General features: G+C 56.9%; 18 protein-coding genes. 5 read left to right on the top strand and 13 right to left on the bottom strand.

Annotated elements, in window-relative coordinates; translation table 11 throughout:
* Positions 1-30: 30 nt before the first annotated feature.
* Together HGP16_RS31850 and HGP16_RS31845 are read left to right on the top strand one after the other, a co-directional pair.
* Complete coding sequence (locus HGP16_RS31850) at positions 31-801, top strand: ABC transporter ATP-binding protein (protein WP_168843959.1); 771 nt, start codon at positions 31-33, stop codon at positions 799-801.
* Positions 785-1,558 carry an ABC transporter permease gene (locus HGP16_RS31845; RefSeq protein WP_168843932.1) on the top strand — a complete coding sequence of 258 codons (774 nt, stop codon included), beginning with the start codon at positions 785-787 and terminating at the stop codon, positions 1,556-1,558. Before HGP16_RS31850 ends, HGP16_RS31845 begins: the two co-directional genes overlap by 17 nt.
* 577 nt (positions 1,559-2,135) lie before the next feature.
* On the opposite strand, the gene HGP16_RS31840 is transcribed toward HGP16_RS31845, so the two are convergent.
* The 7 genes from HGP16_RS31840 to HGP16_RS31810 all read right to left on the bottom strand — a co-directional run bounded on the left by HGP16_RS31840 (position 2,136) and on the right by HGP16_RS31810 (position 6,362).
* Positions 2,136-2,519 carry a PIN domain-containing protein gene (locus HGP16_RS31840; RefSeq protein ID WP_168843931.1) on the bottom strand — a complete coding sequence of 128 codons (384 nt, stop codon included), beginning with the start codon at positions 2,517-2,519 and terminating at the stop codon, positions 2,136-2,138.
* Entirely contained in the window at positions 2,516-2,716 is a 201-nt protein-coding gene (locus tag HGP16_RS31835; RefSeq protein ID WP_017958375.1) for a type II toxin-antitoxin system VapB family antitoxin, read from the bottom strand. Before HGP16_RS31835 ends, HGP16_RS31840 begins: the two co-directional genes overlap by 4 nt.
* 684 nt (positions 2,717-3,400) lie before the next feature.
* A complete protein-coding gene (xth, locus tag HGP16_RS31830; protein WP_168843930.1) occupies positions 3,401-4,174 on the bottom strand; it encodes an exodeoxyribonuclease III in 774 nt (257 codons plus the stop codon).
* Between the two features lie 15 nt (positions 4,175-4,189).
* Positions 4,190-4,480 carry a DUF2934 domain-containing protein gene (locus tag HGP16_RS31825; RefSeq protein WP_168843929.1) on the bottom strand — a complete coding sequence of 97 codons (291 nt, stop codon included), beginning with the start codon at positions 4,478-4,480 and terminating at the stop codon, positions 4,190-4,192.
* A 136-nt stretch (positions 4,481-4,616) separates the two neighbouring features.
* Entirely contained in the window at positions 4,617-4,847 is a 231-nt protein-coding gene (locus HGP16_RS34850; RefSeq protein WP_409526877.1) for a hypothetical protein, read from the bottom strand.
* Between the two features lie 329 nt (positions 4,848-5,176).
* Positions 5,177-5,818, bottom strand: coding sequence for a DUF1109 domain-containing protein (locus HGP16_RS31815; RefSeq protein WP_168843928.1), 642 nt, complete (start codon positions 5,816-5,818; stop codon positions 5,177-5,179).
* Positions 5,808-6,362 (bottom strand): sigma-70 family RNA polymerase sigma factor, encoded by a 555-nt coding sequence (locus HGP16_RS31810; RefSeq protein WP_168843927.1) that lies wholly within the window; start codon positions 6,360-6,362, stop codon positions 5,808-5,810. Before HGP16_RS31810 ends, HGP16_RS31815 begins: the two co-directional genes overlap by 11 nt.
* A 260-nt stretch (positions 6,363-6,622) precedes the next feature.
* Between HGP16_RS31810 and HGP16_RS31805 the strand changes: the two genes are divergently transcribed.
* From HGP16_RS31805 to HGP16_RS31795, 3 genes are all read left to right on the top strand, one after another.
* Positions 6,623-7,234, top strand: coding sequence for a hypothetical protein (locus HGP16_RS31805; RefSeq protein WP_168843926.1), 612 nt, complete (start codon positions 6,623-6,625; stop codon positions 7,232-7,234).
* A 131-nt stretch (positions 7,235-7,365) separates the two neighbouring features.
* Positions 7,366-8,226, top strand: a complete 861-nt coding sequence (locus tag HGP16_RS31800) for a cytochrome b/b6 domain-containing protein (RefSeq protein WP_168843925.1) — start codon at positions 7,366-7,368, stop codon at positions 8,224-8,226.
* Positions 8,223-8,999, top strand: a complete 777-nt coding sequence (locus HGP16_RS31795; RefSeq protein ID WP_168843924.1) for a molybdopterin-dependent oxidoreductase — start codon at positions 8,223-8,225, stop codon at positions 8,997-8,999. The genes HGP16_RS31800 and HGP16_RS31795 overlap by 4 nt, the downstream gene beginning before the upstream one ends.
* Before the next feature lie 55 nt (positions 9,000-9,054).
* Here the strand turns inward: HGP16_RS31795 and HGP16_RS31790 are convergent, their stop codons facing one another.
* From HGP16_RS31790 to HGP16_RS31765, 6 genes are all read right to left on the bottom strand, one after another.
* On the bottom strand, positions 9,055-10,377 hold the full coding sequence (locus tag HGP16_RS31790) for an aspartate aminotransferase family protein (RefSeq protein ID WP_168843958.1): 1,323 nt from the start codon (positions 10,375-10,377) through the stop codon (positions 9,055-9,057).
* A gap of 44 nt (positions 10,378-10,421) precedes the next feature.
* Positions 10,422-11,486, bottom strand: coding sequence for a phosphotransferase (locus HGP16_RS31785; protein ID WP_168843923.1), 1,065 nt, complete (start codon positions 11,484-11,486; stop codon positions 10,422-10,424).
* 69 nt (positions 11,487-11,555) lie between these two features.
* The gene (locus tag HGP16_RS31780) at positions 11,556-12,989 is read right to left on the bottom strand and encodes an NAD-dependent succinate-semialdehyde dehydrogenase (protein ID WP_168843922.1); all 1,434 of its coding nucleotides are present in this window, start codon (positions 12,987-12,989) and stop codon (positions 11,556-11,558) included.
* 18 nt (positions 12,990-13,007) lie between these two features.
* A complete protein-coding gene (gene ggt, locus HGP16_RS31775) occupies positions 13,008-14,600 on the bottom strand; it encodes a gamma-glutamyltransferase (protein ID WP_168843921.1) in 1,593 nt (530 codons plus the stop codon).
* Between the two features lie 17 nt (positions 14,601-14,617).
* Positions 14,618-16,000: an aspartate aminotransferase family protein gene (locus HGP16_RS31770; protein ID WP_168843920.1), complete on the bottom strand. Its 1,383-nt coding sequence runs from the start codon at positions 15,998-16,000 to the stop codon at positions 14,618-14,620.
* Positions 16,001-16,123: 123 nt separating this feature from the next.
* Positions 16,124-16,966: a lysine/arginine/ornithine ABC transporter substrate-binding protein gene (locus HGP16_RS31765; RefSeq protein ID WP_168843919.1), complete on the bottom strand. Its 843-nt coding sequence runs from the start codon at positions 16,964-16,966 to the stop codon at positions 16,124-16,126.
* Between the last annotated feature and the right edge of the window lie 3 nt (positions 16,967-16,969).

Below are 16,969 nucleotides of genomic sequence, written 5' to 3'. Positions count from 1 at the left end.
ACGCCCCACGCAGGGGTTTCATCCAAAGCAATGGTGGCGATCGAAAATGTCACCATGTCCTTTGGCTCCTTCGTCGCGGTCCAGGATGTAAATCTGGCAGTGGCCGACGGGGAATTCGTCGCAATTGTCGGGCCGACGGGCTGTGGCAAAAGTACGATCCTGAATGCAATTGCCGGACTTTTGAAGCCAGCGGAGGGATCCGTCTCCATCGACGGGACTCTAGTCTCCGGGGTTCAGAATAATATCGGGTATCTGTTTCAGCAGGATGCGCTGCTCCCTTGGAAAACCGCGATCGAAAATGTGGAACTAGGCCCGATGTTCCAGGGCGTCGGCGCTCGTGAGCGCCGTGAGCGGGCCCTCAAATGGCTGGCGAAGGTCGGTCTCAAAGGCTTCGAGGACCGCTATCCGCACCAGCTTTCGGGTGGTCAGCGCAAACGAGTGCAAATGGCTCAAGCCCTGATAACGGGGCCGAAGGTCATCCTCATGGACGAACCGTTCTCCGCTCTGGACATTCATACCCGGCACCTGATGCAAAATGAGTTGCTTCGCCTATGGCAGGAAGAGCGGCGGGCTGTCGTTCTGATCACGCATGATCTTGAGGAAGCGATTGCCCTGGGAGACCGTGTCGTGGTTCTGGCCTCGGGTCCCCGGTCTCGGGTAATCGACAGTTTCCCTGTTGATCTGGAGCGACCCCGCGATGTCGCCGAAATCAAGCTCGATCCCCGTTTTACCGAGCTGTATCGCAATATTTGGGCTTCCCTGCGCGGAGAAGTGGAGAAAAGCTATGAACGCCATGACTGAAAGACTTACGCAACTGGCATTGCTGCTGATCATCGTCGGCGGATGGGAAATCGGCGTGAACCTGGGCGTGGTCGATGTCTTCTTCTTTCCTTCTCCTATCGATATTCTAAAACAGGTATTTGCATGGGTCGCCGATCCAGGGTTTTTCAAGCATTTAACCATTACCCTGACTGAAACGGTGCTAGGCTACATCATCGGCACTGGCCTTGGCGTTGCCGCGGGGGTGTGGCTCGGCCTGTCGCGCTCAGCCGCGCGCATCCTCGATCCGTTCATCAAAGGTTTGAACGCCATTCCGCGTGTCGTCCTTGCTCCGATCTTTGTTCTTTGGCTCGGGTTGGGCCTATGGTCCAAGGTGGCTCTCGCCGTTACGCTCGTGTTCTTCGTGACCTTTTTCAATGCGATGCAGGGCGTCCGCGAAGTTAATCCCGTGGTGCTGTCGAACGCCCGCATTCTCGGTGCGACACGGGCTGAACTCCTGCGGCACGTCTATTTTCCGGCCGCCGCAAGTTGGATCCTGTCGTCGCTACGAACATCGGTGGGATTTGCGGTCGTTGGCGCGATCATCGGTGAATATCTGGGCGCATCGGCCGGTCTGGGCTACCTTATCGCACAGGCAGAAGGCAACTTCGACGCTGTCGGTGTCTTTGCGGGCATATTCATCTTGGCGGTATTTGTCCTGTTGATCGACCTCGTGCTGGATTTCGTCGAGGGCCGCCTCATCAAATGGCGGCCGCGCGGGGCGGAGCGCACCACTTGATTCTGCAAAGGTTGCCGAAAGTCCCTATTGCGAAACAGGGACTTTCGCACTTCGACGGACTCTTACGATTCAAATTGTTCAGCGGCTGCAAACCGGTTTAATGCCTCCCAGCACCGGCGAGCCTGACCGGTCGGTCGATCACCGGAAAACTCTAGCTAGAACTGGTCGAGTTTGAAGGGTTCAGATCAGGTTCACTCGCTATCCCCAGCCTTACGCTGTGGAAGAATGGAGCGAAGCGACGCTGGACAGAACCTCTCGACCAATCCCGCGTGGAAGCGAGCAATGCGGATCCGCCGGTTTTGCAATGTGATCCGCGGTTTAGAGGCTCCACTGGTAAGTGGTCGCGAGGGCTTGGAAACTCTGAAGGTGATCGACGCCGTAAAGCGTTCGGCAGTGTCACGTGCACGGGTTTCAATCGGTTAGCAGACTGGTCGGCCTGAGCGGAAGGAGGCCTCCAGCATACTCCACCAATCCTCACAGATTTCCGCTCACCCCCGGAGGAAAAAAGCTGCAGGCCTTGCGACCGCGCCATTGCTGCGTCCTGCTGGTCTGAACCTTACCAGCATTATTTCAGTATTTAGTTGCGCGCATTGACCGGCGTGTATAGTGAAGCGCCCGCTTTTTCAGCCGCTACCTGCAGACGCTTGTCTCTGGTCCATAAGGCCGCCCGCGGATCAAGCAGGATCGAGGCGAGCAAGTGGGCATCTGTATAGCCAATGCCCATACTGAAAATGCCGTGGCGATCAATCATCGTCATGACTTCGTCGTGTGTTGCGACGAACGCTTCGCGCTGGGCCGCCAAGAAAGTTATCACGCTCCCACGATCTCGGAGGCTGCCGAGCGCCAACTCGCCAATCACAGCCGGATGGCAGAGTAGACGATCGTTATCAACAATCGTGCGCAGCTCTGCGTCACCATGGCGGAAATGATCGATCCATATAGAAGTGTCTGCCAGTATCACTTGGCTGCTGCGCTCCGGCGACGTGGGGCTGCCTCTGCATCAGGCATAGTTCCGCCGAGCGCGATGAGGCGCTTTCCGGACTCCACTCGGACAAGCGTTTCCAACGCTTGGCGGACCAGGGCGGCGGTTTCTTTTGTACCGGTTAGGGACCTCGCCCTTTCCATGAGAGTGTCGTCGAGGTTGATGGTCGATCGCATTATTTGGTTTCCTTGTTCTGGTGCTTTAAATAGCACCATTTGGTGATGAAATATACGCCTATTTTCCACTTCGATCCGTCGGGCGCGCCGAACTTAAAGTCAGCGCTAATTAACCAGCGATGCGCCGATATCTGTATCCAATGAAACTGAAAGATTGCAGGATCCGCAGTTCGTATCTGTTCACATCAGGTTCTTTGTCAATTGTTCATTCGATTGGCATTGCAGTTCTCCTTGATTGGCGGATCCACGGTCTGAGCCTATAGCAATTGCCGGCCCGTTCACGGGCCTATACAACCTCATATGTGGAACGGCCCGCGGTGCAAGGGGCTTCGCAGACGATTTCACGCATGCGGACGGTGCGGTCAGCTGAAGCTGAAGAGCGTACTACGCCATGCTGGACGAAGCAGCCATGGCCGCAAAACTTAAACGAAATGGCCTTCGGTAAACCCGGCGCGGCTAAAGTTCCATAATATAGATTATGCTAGAACCACTACCTATAATTGTATAATGGAAATTAATTCAATTATGGAACATTGCCCATTTTATCCAATGGTGATTAATGGACCCTCGCCCGTAAACCGTTGATTGCTGCGCGCGAAGCAACGTTGGCAATCGGATGAAAAAGAACCAAAGGGCGACTTCTGTCGGAGCAGATTGCGACCGCAAGCAAAGTTGAAATATCGATTAATCCTTAACGTCGATCCACACCGGCGCGTGGTCGCTCGCGTGCGGCCATGCACGCGTAAACTTGTCTACCGCGGCCGCAGTGAGTTCCGGGGCCAGCGCAGGACTGAGCAGGAAATGATCGATCCTGAGGCCGGCGTCGCGCGCAAATGCATTCCGGAAATATTTCCAGAAGGTATAGATCCGCTTATCCGGATGCAGGTGCCGCAGCGCGTCCGTCCATCCCTGCGCTATCAACTCGGCATAAGCGGCTCGCACCTCGGGCCGAAAGAGTGCGTCGTCGCGCCATCGGTCAGGGGCATAGACATCGATGTCGGTCGGCATGACGTTGAAGTCACCGATAAGCGCGACGGGGGCGCCGAGCTCCAGAAGCTCAGCCGCATATGTACTGAGCCGTTCGAACCAGCGAAGCTTGTAATCGAACTTCGGACCCGGAGCCGGATTACCGTTCGGAATATAGAGGCAGCCGATGACAATACCGTCGACGATTGCCTCAATATACCGGCTGTGCGTGTCGTCAGGATCGCCCGGTAGCCCGCGCCTTGTCTGAAGCGGCTCCTGCCCTTTCGCCAGGATGGCGACGCCGTTCCAGCTTTTCTGACCATGCCAGATCACTCCGTATCCAGCCGCGTTCAATGCCTTGACTGGAAATTTCTCGTCCGGCGCCTTCAATTCCTGCAGGCAAACGATGGCAGGCTCAGCCTCCTGCAGCCATCGTAAAAGAATATCCAGCCGGCCGTTGATGCCGTTGACATTGAAGGTGGCGATCTTCATGCACTTCAATGCCCGCTATGATTGTCGCCGCGATCGTCTTCGCTCGACTTGACGCACTTCCCCGCCTGATGACGCCTTTGATGACTGCCTGGGTCGATCGCCGCTTTCACCTTGAGTCCGCAGCGAGACTTCATCATCCCGATCATCCTCGTCGATCAAATCTTGCAATGTCTCGTGCTCGTTATCCTCCGCTAGTTCATCAGCGGCCTGCAGCCAATGCCTTGTAGCTGAGCCATCGGGGCGGCCTTCCTGCTCCCAAATTTCGTAAGCACGGCGGCGGATCTGCTCGTGTTTATCAATTGCCATCGCTCCTCCTCCTCCTTCAATGGGAATCCAGCGTCGCAATCAACCGATTGCGCAGTTGGGTTCCGCGTCTCAGTAACTCGATTTTCCAGCTATTGTTCCGCTGGTCCTCTTCATCACAAAGTCGACAATAAACGCCTCATCCGATCCCTGTAATGTGCCGCTCAATCCCGCCCGCAGGGGCGCCGTTCTTGTCGTTGATAGTCACGAGTGCCGCCTGCGGCGCTTCCGCCACGCCGAATTTGACGACGACACCGCTGCGATCCGCTGGGACGACAATTTCCCAGGTTGCCGGCACGTCGGCGTCGACGGGGAGATTCTTGGGATCGATGGAAACGGTATTGGGTCCACAGGAATTGAGGTTCGGCACCAGAATGCGCCCGCTCTGGCCGGTCTTGCCAATCGGCCTGTTCTGCTGCTGGACTTCGACGTTCGACGTGCAGACGCCGGCGATGGCGTCTTCGATCCGGTTGGTGGTAAAGACCCCGTCCCCGTGACCGATGGCGCCGTCAAGGTGTTCCGCTCAGAAGGCGATCCACGATGTTGGCTTGCGTTGATGCCGTCGGTGCTTATTGGCGAGCATTACCAACCTGAAGGGCTTGTGATTAGCGACGCCAATATCTTTGGTCGCATTCCACCCACAGGAGTACGTATGAGGGTCGGCAATCGCCGGAAGGACGGCTGGCGTTTCGATGGGGACTACCAGCGCAAAAGCAGCTTACCGAAGAAGCATCCTAACAGCCCACTCAACAGGATGCCGAGTGTGTACCAGATGGTGATGAACGGAATACCGTTCTCGATGCACGCCCAGGAATATACCCAGGCGCCCGTAGCGCCGGCACACGCACCAGCAATGAATCCAGCGAGCCTGGGTCGCGTCGGAGCCGCCCGGCGGAGAAACCATATGTTGGCCCCGAAGGCCGGAAGACCGAACGCCGCGATCAGAAACGGACATATCACCGAGGAGTAACCAAGGATCAAAAAGCGATAAGAGGTAGGCGGAGAATAGCCAAGCTGCGCGACAGCCAAAAAAACCATGATGACGAATATAGCGCCGATGACGCGTAACGGCTCACTAATCCGCCCTCCCGGCCGGGCTATCTGCTCGAGCGCAACGATCAACATAGCCATCACGCAAACCGAATATGCGAATTTTACGGTGAACGCGACCAGGGAAACGGTTTGGCTATTTGAGCGAATAGCGAACGATGCCAACAGCGCAACCGCTGCCCCCAGCACTCCAATTCCGACAACGTGAGCCAGCCTCTTTCTCAGGGCGTGCGGAGGTACCGGGGCAAGCCCTGCTGCCAGCTTCTCGATCAATTCATCACTATTCGTCATTGGCAAAGCCCAATCTGCGACCAATCTCTCGTATGCTTCGGTGGATGCTTACGCGAACCATGACTTCCGACTGACCCGTGTTGACTGCCGTTTCAGCGGTCGTATTCCCGAATAGCTTGACCTGTCGGAGAAGCTCTCTCTGTTTAAGAGGCAGTTGATCGAGCAGGCGATCGACGTCGAGATGGGCAAATAGTGCTTCCTCTCGAAAATCGCCTGCAAGTTCATCGTCCAGCTCTACGTTACTCTCGCTTTTGCGCTTGGCGATACGCAGGTGGTCAACTAGCTTGTATCTGGCGATCTGGAAAAACCACGCCGTGAACGGTCGGTCCCGATCGAAGGTTATTCGGCGGTTGTGCAAAGCCAGAAGCACTTCCTGGACAAGGTCTTCGACGTCCCATTCAACACGCGATCCTAAACGCTTCCGATAATAAATCAGAAGCAGATCACGCAGAACTGTAAGCAAGCGTCTGTATGCCGCCTCATCGCCGTCAAGCGATAGAAGCATTAAACCCTTCAAGATCTCTTCCGATACCGATTTAGTCATCCACGGGCCATCATTCGTTCTTGGCCGCGACTTGTTACATGTCCATCCAAATTATTCTTCCCCGGTCTCGTGATCACATCCCCGTGATCTGTGTAACGCATTTCCGGAGCCGCCGAATGAGAGGGCGGAATTGAGGAACAATTGCTGTTGCCGCTCAGGTGCCATCGCAAGGTGTTCGACCTTCCAAGCGATCGCCTACGCACTATGCCCGATGGCCGCGTGGGGATCACGTATTAGGAGATGAAGATATGGAGAGCAGAATGTCGCTGTCAAAGTTGAAAATCGTGGGTGCTGCATTGGCCCTCGGGACATTGACCGTAGTGTCTGCGCATGCGGCCGACAAGGCTCGCGTTCGCGGCGTCGTGGAAAGACTCAACGGCGATACACTGAAGGTCAAATCGCGTGAAGGCAAGGACGTTACGATCATGTTGAAGTCCGGATGGGCTGTCAACGGCATCGTCAAAGCCGCCGTAACAGATATCAAACCGGGGGACTTCGTCGGCATTGCGTCAGTGCCGACCGATAGCGGCGTCAACGGCGCGCTGGAAGTGCTGATCTTCCCGGCGGCCATGAAAGGCACCGGCGAGGGTGATTACGGCTGGGACCTGAAGCCGAAAAGCTCGATGACCAATGCCACGGTTGCAAGTGCCGTGACCTCGGTCAACGGCCCGACGCTGTCGCTCACCTATAAGGGCGGCGAGAAGAAGATCTCGATCCCGCCGGGTACGCCCGTCGTGACTATTGGCAACGCGACGAAGGACGACATCAAGCCCGGCGCCGGTGTTATTATCAACGGCACGACGACTGGGGACAACATGGTTGAATCCGACCGCGTGCTCGTCGGCATCAACGGCGTTATTCCGCCGATGTGAGACGACTGCGGCGAAATCGCAGATTGCCCGGCTGCCGATGGCATCCGGGCAATTTCAATGGGTGGCGACGACCCGCCCCTCATAGAGTTCCAGCTAGCCGCTATCCGGTGGCACCATCAGGAGAACCGTCTATGGCAAGCATCGAGCAGATTGGCACTGCGCCGCCACCTCCCCCAGCCAAGATCTTCATTCGCCGGCATTCGGTTGTCACGCGGATCACGCACTGGATCAACGTCCTATGTCTGACGCTGCTGCTGATGAGCGGCATGCAGATCTTCAATGCCGATCCGCAGCTGCATTGGGGGAACTACGGTGCGGTCGAAGACCCATCCTGGTTCGAAATCGCCAGCAATCAGGATGGCGACAAGGTCATCGGAACAGTACGGATCGGCCGCCTGTCGATCACGACAACCGGTTTGCTTGGCGCGTCTGCGGTCGATGGCGAAATGGCGCCGCGTGCATTCCCCGCCTGGGCCACGATCCCCAGCTTCCAGGATCTTGCGGCCGGCCGGCGATGGCATTTCTTTTTTGCTTGGCTGTTCGTCATCAACGGGTTCGTTTATTTTGCATATAGCCTGATCGGCGGTCATTTCCGCCGTGACCTAGCCCCGACCGCTCAGGATATCGCACCCCGCAATATCTGGCATGAAATCAAGGACCATGCCCGGCTGCGTTTTCCAAAGGGCGACAATGCGCGCCGCTACAATGCGCTGCAGAAGCTGGCCTACCTCATCGTGATTTTCATCCTGCTGCCCCTGATGATCGGCTCGGGGTTGACCATGTCGCCTGCAATAGATGCCGGCTATCCATTCCTGCTCGACATCTTCGGCGGCCGCCAGTCGGCGCGCGGCATTCATTTTATCACCGCCTGGAGCCTGGTGCTGTTCGTCATCGTTCACGTCGCGATGGTGTTCCTCTCCGGCCTCTGGAACAACATGCGTTCGATGGTGACCGGCCGCTATTCCATCACCAATGAGGAGACCGACCGATGACCTCCTTTCTCAGCCGCCGCCGCTTTCTCATCGGCTCGGCCGCCGGCTTCGGCGCGTTGGGCCTGACCGGTTGCGATGATGTTACCCAGAACCAGCACGCCCAGCAGGTGCTGGCTCTGGCGGAACGGTTGACCATGGGCACGCAACGGCTGATCGTTTCCCCGCAGGCGCTCGCCCGCGAATATACCGAGGCCGATATTTCGCCGAGCTTTCACCCGAACGGATCGACAGCGCCCAACAGTCCGGCATACGTCGAGATGGTCGAGACAAAGTTTGCCAACTGGCGTCTGAAGATCGACGGCATGGTCAACAAGCCGATGGAATTGTCGCTGGCGGACTTGAAGAGACTGCCCTCGCGCACCCAGATCACCCGCCACGACTGCGTCGAAGGTTGGAGCGCCATCGGCAAATGGCAGGGCGTGCCTTTGGGTCTGATCCTGCAGACGGCCGGCCTGAAGCCCGGTGCTCGCTACGCGGTCTTCTATTGCGCTGATGAGCTGGAGCAGACGCTTGATGGCAGCGGCCGCTATTACGAGAGCATCGACCTGATCGACGCGTTTCATCCGCAATCGATTCTCGCTTACGCATTGAACGGCAAGGATCTGGAAGTCGAGCATGGCGCGCCGTTACGCCTGCGTGTCGAGCGTCACCTCGGTTACAAAAATGCCAAATACCTTATGAGAATCGAGATCCGCGACAAGTTCGACGACCTTTGGGGCGGCAATGGCGGCTTCTGGGAGGATCGCGGCTATGAATGGTATGCTGGGATCTGAAGGGTTCTTCTTTGCCACTCCGGCTTCCACCGCCTCGACTTGAAGGCTGCCATACTCACTCCCCGCGTTCTATTTCGATAAGAGCATCCTCCAATGCGTTGAGCAGCATATCAGCATTTTCGCGAGAGAAAGGGAGTGGCGGCCGAATTTTGAGAACATTGCCATTTGGTCCTGAGGCACTTATCAACACACGCCGATCACGAAGCTTACTAACGACCTTCAGCGCGAGGCGGCTATCTGGCTCGCGGCTGTCCCGATTGCGTACAAACTCCAACCCAAGAAACAAACCGCTGCCTCGTACATCTCCAATCGACGTGAACGTCTCTTTCAAGCTGTTCATTCCTGCCTTTAGGTAGTCCCCTGTCTTGCGAGCATTTTGCATAAGGTTTTCTTTCTCGATAACGTCAAGTACAGCCGAGGCAGCAGCCAAAGAAACGTTGTTGGCCCCAAATGTATTGAAGTAACGTATATCCTGGCCGAAACGCTCCTGGATGTCCGACTTCATAATGGCCGCTGCGATTGGCATTCCGTTACCCATCGGCTTGCCTATGACTGCAATGTCCGGGACGACTTCGTGACGCGCGAAACCCCACATGTTTGAGCCTACTCGCCCGAAACCGGGCTGCACCTCGTCAGCGATATAAAGTACACTAGCTTTTTTTAGCACATCAACGACAGGCTTGAGGAAACCGGGCGGATCGGCAAGAACGCCATCCGTGGAAAAGATGCTGTCGGCGATAAAGGCGGCTGGCGTGATACCCCGGCGGCGCATGTGGCCAATCGCTTTAGCGACGTCCTGCGCCAATGCCGCGCCAACATCGCGACCGTTGGCGCGATAAGTGTCGGGCGCCGGCACCGTCAGCACATGCTGGCCAAGAGGTACGCTGTCCCCAAGCAACGGCGAGATTTCCGCCGCCGAAGCCGTAACGCCATGATAAGCGTTCTCCGTAATGATGATACCGGTGCCACTGGTATAATAGCGTGCCAACCGGAGGGCTAGATCGACCGCCTCGCTGCCGGTGCAGGTGTACATCACACGGTCGAGTTCGGCCGGAAACGTCGCCAAAAGCCTTTCGGAGTAGGAGAGGATTTGCTCGTTCAGATAACGTGTATGAGTATTGAGTTGCGATGCTTGGTAACTTATTGCCTCCACAACGTGCGGGTGGCAATGACCAACCGACGGCACGTTATTATAGGCGTCGAGATAGGTTTCTCCGTCCGGTCCATACAGCCATACGCCTTTGGCCTTTGTGATATGGACTGGATTTTCATAAAAGAGCCGATACGACGATCCGAGTAGCATCTGTCGGCGCTCGATCATCTTTCGCTCTCGTTCCGGCAGGCTACCGAGCCGTGCCGAGTCGAAACCGTTGACCATCGGTGCGCTCGGTTTGTGGGAAACGGTTTTTTTCATGCTTTTGATCACCGATTGGCTTCGCGCAGTCTTTCGATAGCGACGGTCCTTGGAATTGCATCAAGGCGCGCTAATTGTGCCCAAACGCCCGCACTTTGGGTGGTCAAGCGCTGAGCGTGCTCGGGGAATAGCCGTGCGCGCCATTTCGGAATACAAAGCCGCATCACCAACCGCATGACCGCTGCCTTGTAGACTAGAGAGATTTCGGTATCGGATAGGAAACATTCGCTGCGATATCCCCTGATAAGATCGCACATCGCCCGTACCGGATCAGGCTCATCCCCGATCTGGTAGGCAGCAGCGACACCCACGTCGAAAAGCGTGGGGGCGTGCACCATGTCGCCAAAATCAATGATGCCGGTGATTGTATCGGGCGTTGTCGTATCGACGAGGATGTTTTCCATATTGAAGTCGTTGTGGATGACTTGGGCATCCAACGTGTTCATGATCGGCACAATCGCCGTCTCGAACTCGTCGATCGCATTTTCGAGGCGCGTTCGCTGATGTATATCAGCAAATGTCGGCAGGACTTCACGCATCCCTATCGCATGTTTCAAATCCCAGCTGATGCGATGGGATGCAGCCTCATGGGAAAAGCTTTTCAAGGCCTTTTGCAAACGTCCGAGCAACGCGCCAACCCGCCGGCGCTGTAGAGGAGACTGTGGCGCGGTCCGTTGTGAAACGCCTGGTGCGAAGGTGACCATGCGCACGCCGCGTTCGCTGCCGTCGTCCGCCACAAAGCGAAAATCCGCGGCACCGTCACGCGTACGGATGACGCGCTGGGTCGGAATTCCTGGATCCACTTCCTCCACATGTAAGAGCGCTAAGCTGTGCATGGAGGTAACGAGTGGATCCTCTACAGGATTGAGGATTTTTAAGAGATACGCCGTGCCATCCTCGAGCGTCAGGCGATAATTGCTGTCCTTTTCGCCCCACAGCCATGTTGCGCGACCAGAAAGGCCATAATGGTCGCAAGCAATTTGTTGAGCTTGGTCGCATGGCACGGGGACAGAAGCAGTTTCCAGTTCGGCGCCGAGCACACCCGTCTTAGAATTTCCTTTTAACGCGGACATTGCATTGTTCCAGCTTTCTTAGGGACGTCTCTTGAAGTTGTCTCGGGCGTTCCGCGGGCAAAAATCGGACTATGTCGCTTCGGTCACGAGCTTCGAATTGAAATAACTGTCCATCGCCTCAGTCCCACCTTCCGAGCCGTAACCGGAATCCTTGATGCCGCCGAACGGCAACTCCGGGAGCGCCAGTCCGTGGTGATTGATAGAAAGCATCCCGCTTTCAATGTCGCGAGCGAGCGCGGCGCTTGTCTTTGCGGATGTCGTATAGGCATAGGCGGCCAGTCCGTATGGTAGCCGGTTCGCCTCCGCGACGGCAGAATCATAGTCCGCAAATGTACTGACCAGCGCCATCGGCCCAAAAGGCTCCTCATTAGAGACACGCGCGTCGAGCGGAACATCGGTGAGAATGGTGGGCTGGAAGAAATTTCCCCGATTTCCAATCCTCTTGCCTCCGATCGCAACGCTTGCTCCACGAGACACGGCGTCTGCCGTCAAGGCTTCCATCGCCTCGATCCGGCGAGCGTTGGCAAGCGGTCCCATGTTCACACCATCCTTCAAACCGTCGCCCACATTTATCGCTTCGGCCGCCTTCACAAAGCCGTCGAGAAATTTCTCATAGACGCCCTGCTGAACAAGAAAGCGCGTTGGCGCCACGCAGACCTGTCCGGCATTTCGAAACTTTGCACCACTCAATATTCGAACCGCCAGATCGACGTCCGCATCGTCGAACACGATGGCTGGCGCATGCCCGCCCAGTTCCATCGTCACGCGCTTCATGTGGGCACCCGCGAGCGAGGCGAGTTGTTTTCCGACCGCCGTCGATCCGGTGAAGGAGATTTTGCGGATCACCGGGTGCGGAATGAGGTAACCCGAGATGTCCGCCGGTATGCCGAAGACAAGATTGAGCACACCAGCCGGCAAGCTTGCGTCAGCGAATGCGCGAACAAGTTCAGCACAACTCGCCGGGGTCTCTTCGGGTCCTTTTAGGATGATTGAACAGCCGGCTGCAAGAGCTGCCGACACTTTACGCACCGCCTGATTCAACGGGAAATTCCAAGGACTGAAGGCCGCCACCGGGCCGACTGGCTCCTTTATGACCATCTGTCTGACATTCCTCGCTCTTGGAGGAATCAAACGGCCATAGGCGCGACGAGCCTCCTCGGCAAACCAATCGATGATGTCGGCGGCGCTCAAGGTTTCCGCCAGGGACTCGGCCAGCGGCTTACCCTGTTCCAGCGTCATCGTCCTGGCGATCGCCGTCGAGCGCCCACGAAGTATTTCAGCCGCCTTGCGAAGAAGTTTCGACCGCTCCAACGCGCTGACCTGACGCCATTGTTGGAAGCCGGCCGCGGCTGCGGCAAGCGCTTCGTCGAGATCATTGCTGCCGGCATTTGAGACGTTGCCGATGACCTCGCCCGAGGCTGGATTTATGATGGCTAGCGGCTCGTTGGAGCCATCGCGCCAAACGCCGTTGATATGAAGCCTTGTGTTCGGATACTCCGACATATCAATTCCAATCTTTTGTCAGTAGCCGAGAGCACAGCCGTCTTTTCGATGATCGGAAGCGCCCAACAGGGTGTTGTTTTGATCATCGATCCAGATCGCCTGCGCGCCGCCAATCGCCCAATTCGGTGCGACAATCTTGAAACCACGGGCTTCAAGGCCAGCGCCAATTGATGTGCGCAAAAGCGCTTCGATTTCGATGGTGGCAGTGCCGGGGAGCGGGAAGAGGCGAGGCAAATCAATTGCGCTCTGGAGATCCAGCTCAAAGTCGAACAGCTTGGAGAGGAAATGGGCGTGGCCCATCGCCTGGTAGTGCCCGCCCATAACACCGAATGACAAAACGGCTCTGCCTCCACGCGTGACCAGCCCGGGGATGATCGTGTGCATCGGCCTTTTGCGCGGCCCTATCGCGTTTGGGTGGCCGTCCTTCACGACGAAGCTCTGGCCGCGATTGTGAAACAGGACGCCGGACTTCGGCGCCATCAGACCGCTTCCATAGGGATGGAAGATCGAATTGATGAAGCTTGCTACATTCCGTTCCTTGTCGACGACGGAAATGTAAACAGTGTCCGAATGCTCAACGCCGTCGATCTCGGCTTTGGCGTTCGCCACGCTATGCATATCGATCTTGGCGGCAAGATTGTCGGCGAGTTTGTCCGACAAGAGAAAGTCGACCGGAATATCGGAGACTGCAGCGTCGGCTACCCACCGATCGCGTGCCGCATATGCCAATCGGGTCGCCTCGACTTCAACATGCAGATTGTCGGCGCTCAGGGGATCCCCTTTGCGCTCAAACCGTTCCAGAATCTTCAGGATCATCAGAGCGATGACACCCTGCCCGTTGGGAGGGCATTCGTGCACCGTCCATCCCCGATATGTCGCGCTGATAGGCTTGACATACTCGCCGGCGGCGGAGCCAAAGTCCTCAAGCGTGTGTAGACCGCCAAGCGACTTCAGCCGCGTCACCATGTCCTCGGCCACGGGACCGCGATAAAATCCGTCCCGCCCTGAAACGCCTATTGCTTCCAGTGTTTGCGCCAGTTCGTGCTGATGCTGAACCGCTCCAACCGGCGGGGCATGATCATTGGTCAAGAAAATGCGGCGCGTCGAAGGATCGCGGAGCAGCAGATCGCGCTGGTTCGAAATGTCGACCGCCACCCGTGGCGTGATTCCGTAGCCCTCGCGCGCCAGTGCAATGGCTGGAGCGAGGATTTCCGCCATCGACATTCTTCCATGGTCGGCGACAAGACGCGTCCATGCGTCCACCGCGCCGGGAATAGTCACAGCATGCGGTGATGATCGTTCGATCGACGCGATCCCATTGTCCTTGTACCAGTCGAAGTGCGCTGCCGCCGGCGTGCGTCCGGAGCCGTTATAAGCAACGACTGCATCGCTCCCATTCGACGCCAGCAGTGCAAAACAATCGCCGCCTATACCGGTGGAACCTGCCTCGACCACGCATTGGACGGCACAGGCACCCACCGCAGCGTCGATCGCCCTGCCACCGCTCTTGAGTATCTCGATGGCGGTCAACGTCGCCATTGGATGGGAGGTCGCCGCCATTCCATTGCGGCCGACAGCCATCGACCGTCCCTGCATTTCGAAATTTCGCATACCGTCTGATCCTTCAATCAATAGAGACCATTCGCCCTCGCCCAGCTGTAGGTGTCATCCAGGGCTCGGGTGGAACGGTCGAATAATTCGTTGATCTGTGCCGCGGTAATGATCAGCGGCGGGCAAAGCGAGTAGTTGTCGCCGAGCGCGCGCGTGATGACGCCACGAACCTGAGCCATCTTGCCTGCATGAGTGGCAATGCCATCGGTGGGCTTGAACGGCTCCTTGGTTTCCTTGTTGCGAACCAGTTCAAGCGTCCCGATCAGGCCGCGTCCTCGCGCATTGCCGACGAGTGGATGTTCGGCAAGTTCGTGCAAACGCCGCTGAAATACCGGTGCGACGTCCTGGACATGGCCGACAATATTGCGCTCCTCATAGATCCTGAGTGTTTCCAGGGCTACGGCTGTCGCAACCGGATGACCGCCATATGTGAAACCATGGCCAAATGTTCCGATCTTCTCGCTTTCCGAAACGACTGCGGAATGGATTTTTTCGTTGATCATCAAAGCCGATATCGGCTGATAGGCCGCCGAAAGCTGCTTGGCCATGACGATCATGTCCGGGCGAAGTCCGAAACTTTCGGAACCGAACATCGTGCCCAGCCTGCCAAAGCCGCAGATGACCTCGTCAGCGATCAGCAGCACTTCGTATTTTTTGAGGATCTCCTGGATCTTGTCATAATAGGTCGGAGGCGGAACGATGCAGCCACCGGACGCCATCAGCGGCTCGGCGAAGAATGCACCGATGGTTTCCGGGCCTTCGGCGAGGATCAGCTTCTCAAGCGAGTCGGCGCAACGTGTTGCGAATTCCTCTTCGGTTTCGCCTGGTTGGCCGTAGCGGTAGTATTCCGGGCAATCCGTATGAAGCACGCGATCGATGGGCAGATCGAAATCACGATGGTTATTCGGAAGTCCGGTCAGGCTCGCCGAGGCGATGGTCACGCCGTGATAGGCCCGCATCCGCGAGATAATCTTCTTCTTTTCCGGCTTGCCGATCGCGTTGTGATAATACCAAACGAGTTTCATGGCCGTGTCGTTGGCCTCGGAGCCCGAATTGGCGAAGAACACCTTCGACATCGGGACCGGTGAAAGCTGGATAAGCCTGTCGGCCAGCTCGATGGCTGTCTCATGCGATTTGCCGCCGAAGCTGTGATAGAACGGCAATTCCTTCATTTGGCGCGTTGCTGCATCGACCAGACGCTGTTCGCTAAAGCCGAGCGACGCACAAAACAGCCCCCCAAGACCTTCGATATATTTATTGCCTTCGCTGTCGATGATGTGGATTCCCTCACCCCTGGCAATCACCAGCGGGCCATCCTTCAAATGCTGTGACGCGTTGGTATAGGGATGGAGAACAAACGCGGCGTCGCGAGATTCCAGGGAGTTGAGAAGAATGGTCACAGTGGTTCTCCGAATGGTAGGTTTGTTTCGACAGCGCGATGCTGGGCAAGGCTTCGTCAGTCAGCCGGTGAGACGTCGCCCGCACCGGCTGCTCTTTGCTCTCAGGCGGGCTTTCGCTCCGCATCAATCAAGAGTTGTCTTGATCCATTTTTGCGAAAGTTTGTCGATCGTGCCGTCCGCTTTGGCGGCTTTGATCGCCGTATCAAACATCGACTTCAAGACCGTGTCGTCCTTGCGAAGGCCTGCGGCGATGCCCTGCCCAAAAACCCCGCCTTTGAATGTCGGACCAGCGATCGTGTAGTCCTTGAAATCGTCCTTGCCGAGCGTTGCTGTCAGAGACGTTTTCTGTGCAATGACGGCGTCGATGCGACCAGCCTGAAGATCCAGATCATGCTGCTCGACGGTCTTGTATTCTCTCGGATCGACGACGCCCTTGAAGTAGGTGTCGAGAAACGTGGCATTTGCGGTCGATACCTGGGCGCCGACGGCCTTGCCTTTGAGAGCGTCGCGAAGCGGCTGCAATTCCTGCTCGACCTTCGCTTTGTCACCAGCCAGATCGACCGTCGTCCCGGTCCCTGGAAGCTTCGCAAGCGGACCTGTTTTGTCGACCATGAAGGCCGCCGCCGTTGGCGCATAGGGTTCGCTGAACGAAATGACGGCAAGACGCTTATCGGTAACGATCATCGAGGCCATGATGGCATCGAACTTTTTCGCGTTGAGCGACGGAATGAGGCCGTCCCAATCCTGGGCAACGATCGTGCACTTGATCTTCATGCGAGCGCAAAGGTCGTTGGCGAGATCGATCTCGAACCCGGCGAGCTTGCCGTCGGGGCCGGTGAAATTCCACGGCTCGTATGCGCCTTCGGTCGCAATGGTGATTTCGGTTGGTTTTGTCTCGGCGACGGCAGCGCCGGCCGACAAAACGCCGAGCAGGGCGGACGTCAGCAAAAGTTTCGATAGTTGCATTTG

The organism is Rhizobium sp. P40RR-XXII, assembly GCF_012641405.1.
Classification (GTDB): Bacteria; Pseudomonadota; Alphaproteobacteria; order Rhizobiales; family Rhizobiaceae; genus Rhizobium.
Note: the sequence above shows the minus strand (reverse complement) of the source record. Positions and strands in the feature narration are given on the sequence as shown.

Excerpts from the sequence above, each read along its gene's own strand:
- HGP16_RS31850 (WP_168843959.1), top strand. The coding sequence starts at position 31 with ATGGTGGCGATCGAAAATGTCACCATGTCCTTTGGCTCCTTCGTCGCG.
- HGP16_RS31845 (WP_168843932.1), top strand. The coding sequence starts at position 785 with ATGAACGCCATGACTGAAAGACTTACGCAACTGGCATTGCTGCTGATC.
- HGP16_RS31835 (WP_017958375.1), bottom strand. The coding sequence starts at position 2,716 with ATGCGATCGACCATCAACCTCGACGACACTCTCATGGAAAGGGCGAGG.
- xth (WP_168843930.1), bottom strand. The coding sequence starts at position 4,174 with ATGAAGATCGCCACCTTCAATGTCAACGGCATCAACGGCCGGCTGGAT.
- HGP16_RS31825 (WP_168843929.1), bottom strand. The coding sequence starts at position 4,480 with ATGGCAATTGATAAACACGAGCAGATCCGCCGCCGTGCTTACGAAATT.
- HGP16_RS31815 (WP_168843928.1), bottom strand. The coding sequence starts at position 5,818 with ATGACGAATAGTGATGAATTGATCGAGAAGCTGGCAGCAGGGCTTGCC.
- HGP16_RS31810 (WP_168843927.1), bottom strand. The coding sequence starts at position 6,362 with ATGACTAAATCGGTATCGGAAGAGATCTTGAAGGGTTTAATGCTTCTA.
- HGP16_RS31805 (WP_168843926.1), top strand. The coding sequence starts at position 6,623 with ATGTCGCTGTCAAAGTTGAAAATCGTGGGTGCTGCATTGGCCCTCGGG.
- HGP16_RS31800 (WP_168843925.1), top strand. The coding sequence starts at position 7,366 with ATGGCAAGCATCGAGCAGATTGGCACTGCGCCGCCACCTCCCCCAGCC.
- HGP16_RS31795 (WP_168843924.1), top strand. The coding sequence starts at position 8,223 with ATGACCTCCTTTCTCAGCCGCCGCCGCTTTCTCATCGGCTCGGCCGCC.
- HGP16_RS31790 (WP_168843958.1), bottom strand. The coding sequence starts at position 10,377 with ATGGTCAACGGTTTCGACTCGGCACGGCTCGGTAGCCTGCCGGAACGA.
- HGP16_RS31785 (WP_168843923.1), bottom strand. The coding sequence starts at position 11,486 with ATGTCCGCGTTAAAAGGAAATTCTAAGACGGGTGTGCTCGGCGCCGAA.
- HGP16_RS31780 (WP_168843922.1), bottom strand. The coding sequence starts at position 12,989 with ATGTCGGAGTATCCGAACACAAGGCTTCATATCAACGGCGTTTGGCGC.
- ggt (WP_168843921.1), bottom strand. The coding sequence starts at position 14,600 with ATGCGAAATTTCGAAATGCAGGGACGGTCGATGGCTGTCGGCCGCAAT.
- HGP16_RS31765 (WP_168843919.1), bottom strand. The coding sequence starts at position 16,966 with ATGCAACTATCGAAACTTTTGCTGACGTCCGCCCTGCTCGGCGTTTTG.